Raw genomic sequence first — 14,389 nt, 5'->3', positions numbered from 1 at the left:
TAATTTACTGGGTAAATGTCGTTTGAGAATACTTACTAGGGTTTGTCGCGGGCGCTGTTGCTTTTCTTGTAACAGAAAGTCGGTGGCTAAATCCGGAAGATAATCAACGTAAATAGGGTTACCTTTTTGCCAATAACTGGATATTTGCAAAATAGCTGGACCAGATAAGCCTCGATGCGTATAAAGCAGATTTTCTCGGAAACTAGGCGCATTTTCCGTTTGCACAATAACCTCAGTGCTAATGCCCGCCAATTCTGTTTGTGGCGACCGTAAAGTAAAAGGAACCAACGCAGGGCGAAAAGGAATATTGGCAATTTGTAGTTGTTTGGCAAAATGCAAAGCGCTATCTGTTGCACCCAATTTAGGAAAAGAAGGTCCTCCACAAGCAATCACACATTGTATTCCTTGGTACTGTCCTTGATTGCTTTCTACACAGTAACCTTGAGAATTTTTTTCTAGCTTCGTAACGGTGCAATCAGTTATTACTGTTACTTGATGCTTGATAAGCGCCTGCCCAAGGACGGCAAGAATGCCCCTACTTTTCTGTACACAGAACAGTTGTCCTAAGGTTTTTTCCTCTGTCTTTAAATGGTGCGATTCAAGCCACGTCAAAAAGTCCCATTGCGTATGTCGAGCAAGTGCCGAACGCACAAAGTTGGGATTTGAAGAAAGATAAGCTTCTGGTGCAATGTATAAATTGGTCAGATTGCATCTACCACCACCACTCACGCGTATTTTTGCGCCAATAGAATGGTTTCTTTCTAAAATAGCAACTGATAGCCCCAGTTGAGCGGCATGAATGGCGCAATAGCATCCTGCAGCGCCACCACCAATAATTAAGACATCAAAATCATTCACACTTGGTCACTTAAAGTTGCCACCATTAACGCTTTAATTGTATGCAAACGATTTTCTGCTTGATCAAAGACAATCGAAGCTTCACTTTCAAATACATTATGTGAAACTTCAATGCCAGCTAATTTATGCTTTTTAAAGAAAGTCTCGCCAACAGGCGTGCTACGATCGTGATATGCGGGCAAACAATGCATAAATTTAGCATTGCGTATCGCATATGTCATTAGTTCTGTTGTAACCCGATAAGGCAATAAAGCCGCAATACGCTCTTCCCAAACCTCTTTTGCTTCACCCATAGACACCCAAATATCGGTATGGACAAAATCACAATCCCTAACCGCTTCAACCGGATCAGAGGTTAACATCAAGCGTGCACCACTTTTTTTTGCAAGCGCTTGTGCCTGCTCAATAATTTTACGCTCTGGTTGATAGGCATGTGGCGCAGCAATACGCACATCCATGCCCATTAAAGCACCTGCTAATAATAAACTATTACCCATATTAAACCGAGCATCGCCAAGATAAGCAAAGGCAATTTCATTGAGCGGCTTGTTGCTATACTCTTGCATGGTAAGTAAATCGGCAAGCATTTGTGTGGGATGTGCTAAATCTGTCAAACCATTATAGACGGGAACACCGGCATACTTAGCAAGTGCTTCCACCGTTTCTTGCGCAAAACCGCGATATTCAATCGCATCATACATCCGTCCTAAGACGCGCGCAGTATCTGCCACACTTTCTTTTTCACCAAGCTGAGAGTTGCCCGGCGCAATATAAGTCGTATGAGCGCCTTGGTCAGCAGCAGCTACTTCAAAGGCACAACGTGTTCTCGTACTGGTTTTTTCAAAAATTAGCGCAATATTTTTGCCCAACAAATAAGGGCGTTCCATATCGTTTTTTTTCGCTTGCTTTAATCGGCTAGCAAGCGTTAATAACTCAATAACCGCCTCTCGCGGATGATCAGATAGCCGAAGTAAAGATTGTTTATACCAGTGTTGCATTCATATCTCCCGAAGAAAAGGAAATTATCTTTTAAGGCTTTAGGCTTGTCAAAATTGGGATTAAAATGGAACAGGACTAATAAATTGCATCCGCTCGCCTTGCAAATTAGGCAACTGTAAAAAATGCGCATGTAAAAGCAAACGAGGTTCATCATAGTCAGCCTCATAAGCATATAAATTATCGCCAATAATTGGATGCCCTATTTCAGCTAAATGGACGCGTAATTGATGACTTCTTCCTGTAATTGGGATCAATTTTAGGCGAGTTCGCTGTTGAGTAGTTTCAATCGTTTGATAAAGCGTTTGTGCTGGCTTGCCATGGGTAAAACAAACCATTTGACGAGGGCGATTTTCCCAATCACAGCGCAGCGGTAAATGAATTTCTCCGCTAGCGGGATAAGGTTGCCCATGAACAATTGCATAATAATGTTTTTCTGTTTGCCGCTTTTCAAAACACGATTTATAGTGTCGTTCAGCAGCTTTATGTTTTGCCAAAAGCATAATGCCACTGGTTGCCATATCCAAACGATGCACGGCAACCGCTCCCGGATATACGTTTTTAATCCGAGTTTCGACACTGTCTTGCTTATCTTCTCCGCGTCCGGGAACCGATAACAGCCCAGCAGGCTTATCTACGACAATGATGTCGCCATTTTCAAATACAATATTCATTCCACTATTGTAAGGAAAAAAGATGAAAAACCGAATTTTTTGGCGCCATGCGCAAGCAGACTGGGGAATGGATGACTTATCCCGCGCCTTAACCAAACTTGGACATCAACAAGCCCATGCCTCAGCAAATTGGTTACAAAAACAAGAGATAACCTTTCCTATTTATTGCTCTGAAGCGCTACGAGGACAGCAAACAGCGCAATACTACGATACGCCCATAGCGCTTGCAGGACTCAATCCTGATGGCGCTTTTTCTGTTGTTGAAAAGACATTGAATAGTATCACGGATGACAGCGCCATCATCGTCGGGCATTTACCTTGGATTGGGCAAATCGTCGGTGGACTATTAGAAACCAATGGATATATCGCAGTTAATTACAGCGAGGTTTTTTGGCTAACCTCTGAAGATGAAAGCCACTGGCAATTAAAAGCGCATTTTCTCAATTAAGATCTAAAAATTAAGAGTAAGGGACTAACACAACATTTATCCCTTGCTCACGTAATTGCTGAATAAAATTCTTATCAGCATCAGAGTCGGTGTATAGCGTGTCAAAGTCACTGATTCTCCCGCTAACAAAAGTACTGTTATGCCCTAGTTTATAACTTTCGGCAACAATAATACGTTCCCCAGAAGTACGAGCGAGCATTTTTTCATTTACAGCAATTTCCGCTAGGGTTGCTGTTGTCATTCCTGTTTCTAAACTAAGACCACTCACTCCCATAATCGCTTTTGAAGCTGTCACCATATTTAAGCTACTTAGAGCAAACTCGCCGGTAAGTGCTTCTTTTGGAAAGCTAATATCTCCTCCACATAGAACCAATTTTACCCTAGCATCCACTTCTAATGATAACGCCTTGCAATTGTTTGTGATAACAGTCAGGTGTTTATATTTAATTTGCGCTAATGTTAATAACGCCGTAGAAGAAGAATTAACAAAAAGTGTTTCGCTATCTTGCACAGCATTGGCTGCCGCTTTAGCAATAGCCAATTTGCGTTGGTTAATTTCCTTATTTATTTCTTGCTCATTTGGTGGGAGGTATTCTGCCCCACCATGAAAACGCCGAATAAGTCCAGCATCCTGCAAAATGTCTAAATCCCGACGAATAGTAAGTTCAGAAACAAAGAACTGCTCAGCTAATACTTTAGCACGGATGCGCTTTTCTATTTTAATGAGATCAATAATTTGTTTTTGTCGAAAAGTAAACTGAGTTTCCATAAAGAGATAGAGAAAATGAATGAATAGCCTTAGTGTAGCAAATAACAAGACTGAAAATAAAACATTCAAATCGAACATACTTTATTTAAATAATACGGCAGTTTTTATTCAAAAAATAACAAAAACTCTCTTGTTTGCTCAAAATTATTGAAATAAAATATTCTTTGTCGAACAGAAATGTTTGAAATTAGCAAAAAACGTTCATCAGGAGATTGCCATGAGTAAAGTAGATGAGATTACCCGAGAAAAATGGATATTAGGTGCGTTCCCAGAATGGGGAACTTGGCTAAATGAAGAAATTGATGAAGAAGTCGTTGAGCCGGGTAATATTGCAATGTGGTGGATTGGCTGTACGGGGATGTGGTTTAAAACCGAAAATAATACCAATATTGCTTTAGACCTATGGTTCGGTAATGGTAAACGCACCAAAAAAGTCAAAGAAATGGCAAAATTCCACCAAATGCGCAACATGACCGGCGGGAAAGCCTTGCAACCAAATTTACGTGCAGCGCCAATTGTTTATGATCCATTTGCGGTAACGGCTGTGGATGCGGTGTTATCAACGCATTATCACAATGATCATATTGACCCATTCTTTGCGGCTGCGGTATTGAAAAATTGCGCCGATGATGTGCCGTTTATTGGTCCGCAAGAATCTGTCAATAAATGGTTGAGCTATGGTGTGCCGGAAAGCCGTTGTCGCGTGGTGAAACCCGGTGATGTGATTAAGATTAAAGATATCGAAATCGTGGTCTTAGACAGCTTTGACCGCACTTGCTTAGTAACAGTAGAAGAAGATGTGCGCGGGGTTTGTCCGACTAATATGGATGAAAAAGCGGTGAATTATCTGTTCAAAACACCGGGCGGTAATATTTATCACAGCGGAGACTCTCACTATTCTATTTATTATGCAAAACATGGCAAAGACCACAAAATTGATGTCGCTTTTGGTTCTTATGGTGAAAATCCTATCGGTAACCAAGATAAGATGACTTCGATTGATATTCTGAGAATGGCGGAATGTTTGGGCTGTGAAGTAGTAATTCCACTACATTATGATGTATGGACAAACTTCAAAGCCGATCCTTATGAAATCATGTATTTATGGAAGTATAAAAAAGATGTTCTGCAATACAAATTTCATCCGTTTATTTGGGATGTTGGCGGTAAATACGTCTATCCACGCGATAAGCATCTGTTCCAATATCATTATCGTCGTGGCTTTGAAGACTGCTTCACTGAAGAACCTAATGTTCCATTCCGCTCTATTTTGTGAGGTGTGCCATGCTTAGCGAAATGCTTGATAAAAAGCACTTTCTTTTTGCTGATAGCTTCGCAACATGGCAAGAGGCAATTCGTGCCTCTTGCCAACCATTGGAAGCTGACGGCACAGTGGACAATACTTATTCTCAACAAATTATTGATTGTATTAACAAGTATGGTCCTTATATTGTGATTGCACCAATGATTGCGATGCCACATTCTCAAGAAAATGCCGAAGGGGTTCACGGAACCGCTATTTCTTTCATGAAAACCCAAGAAATCGTTGCTTTTGATCCTGATGATCGCGAAAAAGATGCGCGATTATTTTTTACCATTGCCACACAAAATCATGAGCAACATTTGAAAAATATTTCTGCTTTAGCAATGATGCTTGATAACGAAGCGCTCATTGAAGATTTACTTATCGCTGAAACAGAAAAAGATTTACGTGAACTTTGCCGTAAATATCATATTTAAATTAGAAGAGGAGAAAATTAATGGAGATGTTATTAGTCCCTTGGGAGTTTTTTGTCAATAACTTCCTAAAACAGCCAGCATTTTTCATTGGTTTAATCGTATTTATTGGCTATCTACTGTTAAGAAAGCCTTGGTATGAATGTTTATCAGGCTTTGTAAAAGCCTCTGTCGGCTATTTTATTTTAATTGCAGGTGCTGGCGGCTTAGTCAGTAGTTTCCGTCCCGTATTATTAGGACTCAAAGACCAATTTAATATGTCAGTTACTGTGATTGACCCATACTTCGGGCAAGAGGCAGTAACCCGCGCAATGGAGGGAATGGGGCGCTCATTTTCTCAAGTTATGGTGCTTTTGCTGATTGCCTTTATTTTTAATATTGTCTTAGTTCGCTTCCAAAAATACACCAAACTTCGCGCTGTATTCACCACTGGACACGTTCAAATGCAGCAATCCGCTACCGCCTTTTGGTTATTACTTTTTTGTTTCCCAGAATTAGGCGATGGCACTTTGCTGGTGATGATGGCATTAGCACTAGGACTCTATTGGTCGGTTGGTTCTAACTTGACTGTAGCGCCAGCTCAACGCTTAACAGATGGTGCTGGCTTTGCTGTTGGACACCAACAAATGTTTGCGATTGCTATTTTCTCAAAACTGTCACAAATCATTTTTGGTCGAAAAAAAAGCGAAACAGAAACCGAAAGCAAACGCATTGAAGATATAAAACTTCCCGGCTTCATGTCTATCTTTAATGAAAACATGGTTGCTACCACTATTTTGATGACTTTATTCTTTGGCATCATCATGACTATTCTTGGCAAAGACTACCTCATTGAAAATAAATTCATGAAACCAGAAGAAACCTTCTTTTTCTTTATCATGACCATGGCAATGAAATTCGCGACTTACCTCGCTATCCTACAACTCGGGGTTCGCACCTTCGTAGCAGAGTTAACCGAATCTTTCCATGGAATTTCCAGCAAATGGTTACCCGGTGCCGTTCCCGGTATTGACTGCGCAGCGACTTATGGCTTTGGCTCACAAAACGCCATTACCCTTGGCTTCATGCTTGGCGCTTGCGGACAATTCCTAGGCATTGGGTTATTACTAGCAATGGGCAGCCCAACCGTGATTGTAGCGGCGTTTATCCCGATGTTCTTTGATAACGCCACCATTGCACTATTCTCTAATCGTCACGGTGGTTACAAAGCTGCGCTAATCATGCCATTTATTGCGGGATTGTGCCAAGTATTAGGCTCAGCTTACATTGCGCACCTCACAGGGCTTGATAAATTCGGTGGTTACCTTGGCATGTGGGACTGGGCAGTTATCTGGCCGGGCTTTACCACGCTCATGCACTACACCGCCTTTATCGGCTTTGGTATCGTTATCTTTATCCTCATCCTCATTCCACAATTACAATACCGCTCTAATCCAGAAGGCTATTTCCTCATTGTGGATGATTATGAAGAATACAAACGTCGTTTCCCAAAAGACGCTGCTTAAACCATAAAAGGAGATAAAAATGAAAGTTCTCGTATCTTGCGCAAATGGCGCTGGCACCAGCTTAATGATGAAAATGAAAGTAGAAAAAGCCTTAAAAGAACTAGACATTAAAATTGACAAAATCCACCACTGCTCTATCTCTGAAGGCAAATCCACCGCTAAACAGTTCGATGTTGTCTTTTGCTCGGCAAACTTCGTCGATATGTTTAAAGACGCGGCAGCGGCAGGCGTTACCGTCATTGGAATGAAAAACATCCTTTCTGTGGACGAAGCCAAAACCCGCATTCAAGAAGCTGGATTAGTTTAATCATTCTTTAGGCGGGGGCGACCCCGCCTTTTTACTTTAAAGGAAACGCTTATGAAACCCTTACTTCAAATTGCCCTTGACCAATCCCGTTTAGACAAAGCCTTAGAAGTCGCCGATATTGCCGCACCAAACGTTGATATCATCGAAGCCGGCACCATCCTATGCCTCGCCGAAGGCAGAAAAGCGGTGGAAACCTTACGCGAACGCTATCCTAATCACATCTTAGTCGCTGACTACAAAACCGCAGATGCCGGTTCAACCTTAGCGGAAATCGCCTTTGATGCAGGCGCGGACTGGTTCACCGTCATGTGCGCCGCCTCGCTTGCCACCATTGAAAAAGCGCACGAAGTCGCGGTCGCGCGCGGAAAAGAAGTGCAAATCGAACTGTTTGGCAACTGGACACTGGAAGACGCCAAAGCATGGGCAAACATGGGCGTCAAACAAGCCATTTACCACCGCAGCCGTGATGCGCAAGCCAGCGGACAAAAATGGGGCGAAAAAGACCTCAACCTCCTACGCGAACTCTCCGCTATTGGCTTGGAACTTTCCATTACCGGCGGCATCGTGCCGGAAGAAATCGGCATCTTTAAAGACATCAATGCTAAATGCTTCATCGCCGGACGTGCCTTAGCCGATAAAGAAACCGGCGCCGCGACCGCCAAAGCCTTCCATGCCTCGATTGATGAATACTGGCGCGATTGATTTTTGCACCGCGATACGCACCGTTTATCGTAGCGGTGCGTGTTTGATAGGTATGGTTCTGTGATGCAAAATGAAGCATTAGAAATGCCCGTGATGAAGCTGTATTTAAATGACACTTCGCCGTTTTCACGCTTGGTATTGGCGACCCTGTTATTGCTGCGTAAAGACTGCACGCTGCATTGGGTTGACCCTTGGCAACGTCCGCCAACCTTATGCGCCGTCAATCCCTTTTCCACCATACCGACCTTAGTCATAGCGCCTGATACGGTGCTGACCGACAGCGTGCTGACAGGCATTTATTTAATCCGCCATTATCCTGACGAGGCGCTGCCCTTACCGCAAAATCAACAAGATTGGCAATGCCTGAGTTTTGCGAAACAACTCATGGAAACCGCGTTTCGCGTTACTGTGTTACCGCGCTTTTACGGGGAAAATTCTTTATGGATGGAGAACTCGCGTCTTGCCTTAGAAGCGGCGTTAGCGCATCTGCCGAAACGGCACGCCAAGCGCACCTTTGCGGATTTATCACTACATATCGCGCTGGACTATCTGCGCCTGCGCCATCCTGATTTAGCCGCGCCTGCCTATGATTCGCCGTTTGACGGATTATTACACGCCATCCGCCCGAGCGTGCTGGCGACTCATCCCACCTACCACGATTTACGCGGCTATCACTAACCCTTTTCAGAATAAGGAATGATGATGACATTATTGAGCTTATTGAAATTCACACGGCGGCAACCGACCGCCATCGGAGCGAAAAATGCGCCATAAACTCGGTATTTACGAAAAAGCGCTGCCCAAGCATCTCACTTGGGCGGAGCGCTTGGCATTGGCGAAAGCCTGCGGATACGACTTTGTCGAAATCTCAGTGGATGAAAGCAACGAACGCCTCTCGCGCCTTGATTGGGGTAAACAGGAGCGCCTCGAACTGGTCAAAGCCGTGCTTGATACCGGCATTACCGTGCCGTCAATGTGCCTTTCCGGACACCGCCGTTTTCCCTTTGGCAGCCACGACCCCGCTATCCGCGAGCAGGCATGGGACATCATGAAAAAAGCCATTCAACTGGCGGTGGATTGCGGTATCCGCATCATTCAGCTCGCGGGCTATGATGTCTATTATGAAGACGCGGACGACGGCACGGTACAGCGTTTCGAAGAAGGTATGCAACGCGCGGTGGAACGGGCAGCTGCCAACGGCGTAACACTTTCGATGGAAATTATGGACACCGAATTTATGAGCAGCATCACCCGTTGGCAACATTGGAACGAACGCATCGCCTCGCCGTGGTTCACCGTTTACCCCGACCTTGGCAACCTCTCGGCGTGGGACAACGACACCATTGCCGAACTCGAAAAAGGCATCCGCCACATCAGCGCCATCCATCTCAAAGACACCTACGCCGTCACCCAAGACAGCGCGGGACAATTCCGCGACGTGCCGTTCGGCGAAGGCTGTGTGGACTTTGTTGGACTGTTCCAAACACTGGCGCGACTCAACTACCGCGGCGCATTCCTGATTGAAATGTGGACAGAAAAAGCCGAAGAACCTGTTACCGAAATCATCAACGCCCGCCGTTGGATAGAAGCGAAAATGAAAGAAGGAGGCATCTCATGTTAGAAGCACTCAAAGCAACCGTCCTAGAAGCCAATCTCACATTGCCCAAATACGGACTGGTTACCTTTACATGGGGCAACGTCAGCGCCATTGACCGCGAAAAAAACGTGATTGTGATTAAACCGTCAGGCGTGGAATACGACGTCATGACCGCCGATGACATGGTCGTGGTGGATTTAAGCAGCGGGAAAACCGTTGAAGGCAATAAAAAACCTTCATCCGACACCCCGACCCATTTAGAACTCTACCGCCAATTCCCCAACATCGGCGGCATCGTCCACACCCACTCCCGCCATGCTACCGCATGGGCGCAAGCGGGAAAAGACCTGCAAGCTTTCGGCACCACGCATGGCGATTATTTTTACGGCGCGATACCCTGCACCCGCGCGATGACCAAAGCCGAAATCAACAGTGAATACGAACTCGAAACGGGCAAAGTCATTGTCGAAACCTTCCGCGAACGCGGTATCGAAGCTGATGACATTCCTGCTGCTTTAGTCTTTTCTCATGGACCTTTTGCTTGGGGCAAAGACGCGCACAACGCCGTGCACAATGCCGTCGTCTTAGAAGAAATTGCGGCAATGAACCTAATGAGCCTGCAAATCAACCCACAACTCGGTGCCATGCAACAAACCCTGCTGGACAAACACTATCTGCGCAAACACGGCAAAAACGCGTATTACGGACAAAACTAATAAAAAACGATAAACTAACAGTTTATCTCTAAATAAAGGAGCTTTTTATGAGTCAACTAGATGCGCTAAAACAAATGACCGTCGTGGTTGCCGATACAGGCGATATCGAAGCCATTAAAAAATATCAGCCTGAAGATGCGACGACTAACCCCTCTTTAATTCTAAGTGCTTCTGCCTTACCACAATACGCTGCATTGATTGATGAAGCCATTGCTTATGGCAAAGCGCAAAGCAATCATCCAGCAGAACAATTAGTAGAAGCACAAGATAAATTAGCCGTTAATATCGGCTTAGAAATCTTAAAAATCGTGCCGGGGAAAGTTTCGACCGAAGTGGATGCGCGCTTGTCTTACGACACTCAAAAAACCGTTGAAAAAGCGCGTAAAATTATTCGCTTGTATAACGAAGCAGGGATTAAAAACGACCGTATTCTGATTAAAATTGCCTCTACTTGGCAAGGCATCCGTGCGGCGGAAATCTTAGAAAAAGAGGGGATTGCGTGTAATCTCACCTTGCTCTTCTCACAAGCACAAGCGCGCGCTTGCGCAGAAGCAGGCGTTACCCTCATCTCGCCATTTGTTGGACGAATTTTGGATTGGTACAAAGCCAATCGTAGTGAAGCGAACTATAGTGGCAGCAACGACCCCGGTGTGCAATCCGTTACCCAAATCTATCAATACTATAAAGCACATGGCTATCCAACGATTGTCATGGGCGCGAGCTTTAGAAACATTGGAGAAATTCGCGAACTAGCTGGCTGTGATCGCTTAACCATTGCTCCCGGTTTGCTCGCTGAGTTACAAGAAAGCACAGACGAACTGCCACAAAAACTCAAAGACACTGGCGCAACGGCTGAAAAACCTACGTCAATGACAGAAGCAGAATTCCTATGGTCGCACAACAGCGACCCAATGGCAGTAGAAAAACTCGCGGAAGGCATTCGGAAATTTGCCGCTGACCAAGAAAAATTAGAAACCTTATTAAAAGAGAAATTCTGAAGATTATTCGTTAAGAAAAAAAGCGCGTTGAAAAACGCGCTTTTTTATTTATAGTAAAAGGCTAATAAAGCGTTACAAAAATTAGATCACTATTCCAGTAAAGTATGTGCTTACTTTATTTATCTTAACACTGTAACTATTCTAGTAGTCTTTCATGATAGATGAGCGTAAAAAGACTATTTTTAATGACGGAAATGTCGCATACCCGTAAATATCATAGCGATATTATGTTCATTCGCCGCATCAATGACTTCTTGGTCGCGAACAGAACCACCAGGTTGGATAATTGCACTCACCCCGGCATCAGCCGCCGCATCAACACCATCTCTAAAAGGGAAAAAAGCATCACTTGCTAAGACCATATCAGTAGTCATAAGATGCTCATCTCTCGCTTTCATTGCAGCAATCTTAGCCGAATAGACTCGACTAGTTTGTCCTGCCCCAATCCCTAAAGTCGCTAAATCTTTAGCTAATACAATCGCATTAGATTTCACTGATTTCACTACGCGCCAAGCAAATAACAAATCAACCAACTCGTCATGCGTTGGCTCACGTTGGGTAACCACATTTAGTTCACCGTCTGCAAGCGCCCCATTGTCCCAATCTTGAACCAAGATACCGCCACGAATACTTTGCACTTGCCATTCAGTAGCATCATGACCGTCACTTTTAATTTCTAGTACGCGAATATTGGGCTTTTGCTTCAACACTTCTAAGGCAGCAGAAGAATAAGCCGGTGCGAGCAAAACTTCTACAAATTGTCGACTAATAATTTCTTGCGCAGCTTCCACATCTAATGCACGGTTAAACGCAATAATGCCACCAAAAGCAGAGGTGGGATCGGTTCGATAAGCGTGTTCATAAGCTTGTAAACAATTTTCACCCAATGAAACGCCACAAGGATTGGCATGTTTGACAATCACACATGCTGGATCTTCCGTAAAACGTAAGACCGTCCGCAAAGCAGCATCTGCATCCGCATAATTATTATACGACAGCTGTTTTCCTTGATGCTGCTTAGCCATGGCAAGGCTTGCGCCCGTTGGACGATTAGATTGATAAAAAGCCGCTCTTTGGTGCGGGTTTTCACCATAACGCAACAGTTCCGCTAAGCGATAATTAAGTGTTAATTGTTCAGGAAAATCTTGCTTAGGTGCGCTATATTGATGAGACAAATAAATCGCAATCGCGCGGTCATAATCCGCCGTATGGCTAAATGCTTTGGCTGCAAGCTGCTGTCTCATTTCTAATGGAATTCCTTCATTTTCAATGGCTTCAATAATACTAGGATAATCGGCGGGATTAACAACCACTGTAACATCAATATGGTTTTTTGCTGCTGAACGAACCATAGAAGGACCACCAATATCTATATTTTCAATAGCTTCCTCTAAAGTTACGCCCTCTTTTTCAATCGTTTGACGAAATGGGTAAAGATTAACAATCACTAAATCTATAGGTGCAATCTGATTTTCAGTCATGATAGCTTCGTCTGTCCCACGACGGGCTAAAATTCCTCCATGGATTTTAGGATGCAGTGTTTTGACACGTCCGCCCATAATTTCTGGAAAATTTGTATGCTCTGCAACATCTTTTACGGGCACGCCCGCCTCTCTTAACATTGATGCAGTTCCACCCGTTGAAAGCAACTCAATATTCTGAGCAACTAATCGCTTAGCAAAATCAACCAGTCCACTTTTATCAGACACGCTTATTAAAGCCCGCTTAGGACGAAGTATATTTTTATTCATAATAATCCTTGGTTGTTAGGTAATAATATAATACTACAGATAATAAAAAACCCAAGATAAAAATACATTTTTTATTCTTTTAACTATATGTAAGTTATAGTATATTTTTAATTTCATAAAATTATAAATAAATATAAATACATTTTATATTTATTTATAATAGAGACCTTTACAAAAAAACATCAAATAGAGAAATTTCAATTTTTCAAAAATATTAAAATCATGGCGTTATTTTTTTCTACTCGTAGCAAAAATTGGGGTAAAACGGGATTTTACAAAAGCCTCAATAATATTATTCTAGATTATATTTATAATTAAACAAAAATACCACAACAAACAACATTATTTTAACAATTATATTTTGTCTAATACGAGTTTTTATGATAAAAAGTCTCTCCTTTTTTATAGCTCGAGTATATATATGAAAAAAACTTTTTATTTCGTTGTACTATTATTTACTTTATTTATTGGAAATGTTAATGCACAAAAAAAGAAATATTACGTGTAGCAACTTATATCAAAATGCCGCCCTTTGTTCTTATTGATGAAAAAGGTAATCTTACTGGCTTTGATATTGATGTTATAGAAGCAATTGCAAAACAGAAAAATATGGAAATTCAATATAAACCAATGCCATTCCAATACCTGGGAGACTCAGTTGCCTCTGGACAAACAGATGTAGCTATTGCTGGACTTTCTTGGAGTCAATTTAGAGCAGAAAATTATGGATTGACGAAATCTTATGTTTTTGTCCCCTCTGCTGTGATGTATAAAAAAGGGCAATTTAAAATTAGCTCATTAGAAGACTTACGTTCATTAAACGTTGGTGGTATTGCAAATGGTAAAGCGATTAGTCAAGTTAAAGCATTAGGCGGAAATGGTATTATCAATGAAGCAGTTACGATTTTCCTTGATTTTAAAGAACTTGTCAGTGGCAAACTAGATGCGATCGTGGAAGATAAGCAAATACTAGACTATATTGCCAAAAATTATCCTTCCATTCCTGTTGAAGTAACTATTTATGAGGACAAATCAATTCCTGAAACACAGCAAATTATGCTAACCAATAAAGATAACAAATCTTTGATAAAAAAACTCAATGACGGAATTGATATAGTGCAATCATCTAAAACTCAACCCAATCCAAAGCAGATAAAAGAATAAAGTATCAATACAATCCATCCGCCATTCTTTGCGTATTTGCTTAATCCAAGCCCACATCTTTTCAATAGGATTTAAGTCTGGACTATAAGGGGGTAACCAAACTATCTCATGCCCATGCCTCTTCAATGAATTGCTTGAATTATMACTGCGTTTATGAAAGCGGACAT

Annotated in this window: 17 protein-coding genes; 11 read left to right on the top strand and 6 right to left on the bottom strand. The window is 42.6% G+C overall.

Translation table 11 applies throughout. From position 1 onward, the window contains the following. From A5N85_RS03240 to A5N85_RS03230, 3 genes are all read right to left on the bottom strand, one after another. A partial coding sequence (locus A5N85_RS03240; protein WP_072575951.1) for a BaiN/RdsA family NAD(P)/FAD-dependent oxidoreductase occupies nucleotides 1-858 on the bottom strand: 858 nt, incomplete at its 3' end. Continuing rightward, a complete protein-coding gene (gene argF / locus A5N85_RS03235; protein WP_072575950.1) occupies nucleotides 855-1,856 on the bottom strand; it encodes an ornithine carbamoyltransferase in 1,002 nt (333 codons plus the stop codon). The genes A5N85_RS03240 and argF, both read right to left, overlap by 4 nt. A 60-nt stretch (nucleotides 1,857-1,916) precedes the next feature. Then, the gene (locus A5N85_RS03230; protein WP_072575949.1) at nucleotides 1,917-2,528 is read right to left on the bottom strand and encodes a pseudouridine synthase; all 612 of its coding nucleotides are present in this window, start codon (nucleotides 2,526-2,528) and stop codon (nucleotides 1,917-1,919) included. A 22-nt stretch (nucleotides 2,529-2,550) separates the two neighbouring features. Between A5N85_RS03230 and A5N85_RS03225 the strand changes: the two genes are divergently transcribed. Next, nucleotides 2,551-2,976 carry a SixA phosphatase family protein gene (locus A5N85_RS03225; RefSeq protein WP_072575948.1) on the top strand — a complete coding sequence of 142 codons (426 nt, stop codon included), beginning with the start codon at nucleotides 2,551-2,553 and terminating at the stop codon, nucleotides 2,974-2,976. A gap of 10 nt (nucleotides 2,977-2,986) precedes the next feature. Here the strand turns inward: A5N85_RS03225 and A5N85_RS03220 are convergent, their stop codons facing one another. Then, complete coding sequence (locus tag A5N85_RS03220; RefSeq protein ID WP_072575947.1) at nucleotides 2,987-3,745, bottom strand: DeoR/GlpR family DNA-binding transcription regulator; 759 nt, start codon at nucleotides 3,743-3,745, stop codon at nucleotides 2,987-2,989. Nucleotides 3,746-3,962: 217 nt separating this feature from the next. On the opposite strand from A5N85_RS03220, the gene ulaG reads away from it, so the two are divergent. From ulaG to tal, 9 genes are all read left to right on the top strand, one after another. Continuing rightward, nucleotides 3,963-5,021 (top strand): L-ascorbate 6-phosphate lactonase, encoded by a 1,059-nt coding sequence (gene ulaG / locus A5N85_RS03215; protein ID WP_072575946.1) that lies wholly within the window; start codon nucleotides 3,963-3,965, stop codon nucleotides 5,019-5,021. A gap of 8 nt (nucleotides 5,022-5,029) precedes the next feature. Next, nucleotides 5,030-5,485, top strand: coding sequence for a PTS sugar transporter subunit IIA (locus A5N85_RS03210; RefSeq protein ID WP_072575945.1), 456 nt, complete (start codon nucleotides 5,030-5,032; stop codon nucleotides 5,483-5,485). Nucleotides 5,486-5,505: 20 nt separating this feature from the next. Further along, on the top strand, nucleotides 5,506-6,987 hold the full coding sequence (locus A5N85_RS03205; RefSeq protein ID WP_072575944.1) for a PTS sugar transporter subunit IIC: 1,482 nt from the start codon (nucleotides 5,506-5,508) through the stop codon (nucleotides 6,985-6,987). Between the two features lie 19 nt (nucleotides 6,988-7,006). Next, nucleotides 7,007-7,294 (top strand): PTS sugar transporter subunit IIB, encoded by a 288-nt coding sequence (locus A5N85_RS03200; RefSeq protein WP_072575943.1) that lies wholly within the window; start codon nucleotides 7,007-7,009, stop codon nucleotides 7,292-7,294. A gap of 51 nt (nucleotides 7,295-7,345) precedes the next feature. Then, nucleotides 7,346-7,996 (top strand): 3-keto-L-gulonate-6-phosphate decarboxylase UlaD, encoded by a 651-nt coding sequence (ulaD, locus tag A5N85_RS03195; RefSeq protein ID WP_072575942.1) that lies wholly within the window; start codon nucleotides 7,346-7,348, stop codon nucleotides 7,994-7,996. A 63-nt stretch (nucleotides 7,997-8,059) separates the two neighbouring features. Next, nucleotides 8,060-8,674 (top strand): glutathione S-transferase N-terminal domain-containing protein, encoded by a 615-nt coding sequence (locus A5N85_RS03190; protein WP_084601591.1) that lies wholly within the window; start codon nucleotides 8,060-8,062, stop codon nucleotides 8,672-8,674. An 85-nt stretch (nucleotides 8,675-8,759) separates the two neighbouring features. Further along, complete coding sequence (locus tag A5N85_RS03185) at nucleotides 8,760-9,617, top strand: L-ribulose-5-phosphate 3-epimerase (RefSeq protein ID WP_072575941.1); 858 nt, start codon at nucleotides 8,760-8,762, stop codon at nucleotides 9,615-9,617. Next, nucleotides 9,611-10,309, top strand: coding sequence for an L-ribulose-5-phosphate 4-epimerase (gene araD, locus A5N85_RS03180; protein ID WP_072575940.1), 699 nt, complete (start codon nucleotides 9,611-9,613; stop codon nucleotides 10,307-10,309). Before A5N85_RS03185 ends, araD begins: the two co-directional genes overlap by 7 nt. Nucleotides 10,310-10,356: 47 nt before the next feature. Continuing rightward, nucleotides 10,357-11,307 (top strand): transaldolase, encoded by a 951-nt coding sequence (gene tal / locus A5N85_RS03175; protein WP_072575939.1) that lies wholly within the window; start codon nucleotides 10,357-10,359, stop codon nucleotides 11,305-11,307. 182 nt (nucleotides 11,308-11,489) lie between these two features. Here the strand turns inward: tal and purH are convergent, their stop codons facing one another. Continuing rightward, the gene (gene purH, locus A5N85_RS03170) at nucleotides 11,490-13,058 is read right to left on the bottom strand and encodes a bifunctional phosphoribosylaminoimidazolecarboxamide formyltransferase/IMP cyclohydrolase (protein WP_072575938.1); all 1,569 of its coding nucleotides are present in this window, start codon (nucleotides 13,056-13,058) and stop codon (nucleotides 11,490-11,492) included. 522 nt (nucleotides 13,059-13,580) lie between these two features. Between purH and A5N85_RS03165 the strand changes: the two genes are divergently transcribed. Beyond that, complete coding sequence (locus A5N85_RS03165) at nucleotides 13,581-14,222, top strand: transporter substrate-binding domain-containing protein (protein ID WP_072575937.1); 642 nt, start codon at nucleotides 13,581-13,583, stop codon at nucleotides 14,220-14,222. Here the strand turns inward: A5N85_RS03165 and A5N85_RS03160 are convergent. After that, a partial coding sequence (locus A5N85_RS03160; RefSeq protein WP_249023919.1) for a transposase occupies nucleotides 14,181-14,389 on the bottom strand: 209 nt, incomplete at its 5' end. The genes A5N85_RS03165 and A5N85_RS03160 overlap by 42 nt on opposite strands.

The sequence above is a fragment of the Suttonella ornithocola genome, assembly GCF_001889065.1.
GTDB classification, from domain to species: Bacteria; Pseudomonadota; Gammaproteobacteria; order Cardiobacteriales; family Cardiobacteriaceae; genus Suttonella_A; species Suttonella_A ornithocola.
The sequence above is the reverse complement of the archived record's forward strand: the minus strand, read 5'-3'. Positions and strand labels throughout refer to the sequence as shown.

Coding starts and splice junctions, on each gene's coding strand:
- argF (WP_072575950.1), bottom strand. CDS start 1,856: ATGCAACACTGGTATAAACAATCTTTACTTCGGCTATCTGATCATCCG.
- A5N85_RS03230 (WP_072575949.1), bottom strand. CDS start 2,528: ATGAATATTGTATTTGAAAATGGCGACATCATTGTCGTAGATAAGCCT.
- A5N85_RS03225 (WP_072575948.1), top strand. CDS start 2,551: ATGAAAAACCGAATTTTTTGGCGCCATGCGCAAGCAGACTGGGGAATG.
- A5N85_RS03220 (WP_072575947.1), bottom strand. CDS start 3,745: ATGGAAACTCAGTTTACTTTTCGACAAAAACAAATTATTGATCTCATT.
- ulaG (WP_072575946.1), top strand. CDS start 3,963: ATGAGTAAAGTAGATGAGATTACCCGAGAAAAATGGATATTAGGTGCG.
- A5N85_RS03210 (WP_072575945.1), top strand. CDS start 5,030: ATGCTTAGCGAAATGCTTGATAAAAAGCACTTTCTTTTTGCTGATAGC.
- A5N85_RS03205 (WP_072575944.1), top strand. CDS start 5,506: ATGGAGATGTTATTAGTCCCTTGGGAGTTTTTTGTCAATAACTTCCTA.
- A5N85_RS03200 (WP_072575943.1), top strand. CDS start 7,007: ATGAAAGTTCTCGTATCTTGCGCAAATGGCGCTGGCACCAGCTTAATG.
- ulaD (WP_072575942.1), top strand. CDS start 7,346: ATGAAACCCTTACTTCAAATTGCCCTTGACCAATCCCGTTTAGACAAA.
- A5N85_RS03190 (WP_084601591.1), top strand. CDS start 8,060: ATGCAAAATGAAGCATTAGAAATGCCCGTGATGAAGCTGTATTTAAAT.
- A5N85_RS03185 (WP_072575941.1), top strand. CDS start 8,760: ATGCGCCATAAACTCGGTATTTACGAAAAAGCGCTGCCCAAGCATCTC.
- araD (WP_072575940.1), top strand. CDS start 9,611: ATGTTAGAAGCACTCAAAGCAACCGTCCTAGAAGCCAATCTCACATTG.
- tal (WP_072575939.1), top strand. CDS start 10,357: ATGAGTCAACTAGATGCGCTAAAACAAATGACCGTCGTGGTTGCCGAT.
- purH (WP_072575938.1), bottom strand. CDS start 13,058: ATGAATAAAAATATACTTCGTCCTAAGCGGGCTTTAATAAGCGTGTCT.
- A5N85_RS03165 (WP_072575937.1), top strand. CDS start 13,581: ATGCCGCCCTTTGTTCTTATTGATGAAAAAGGTAATCTTACTGGCTTT.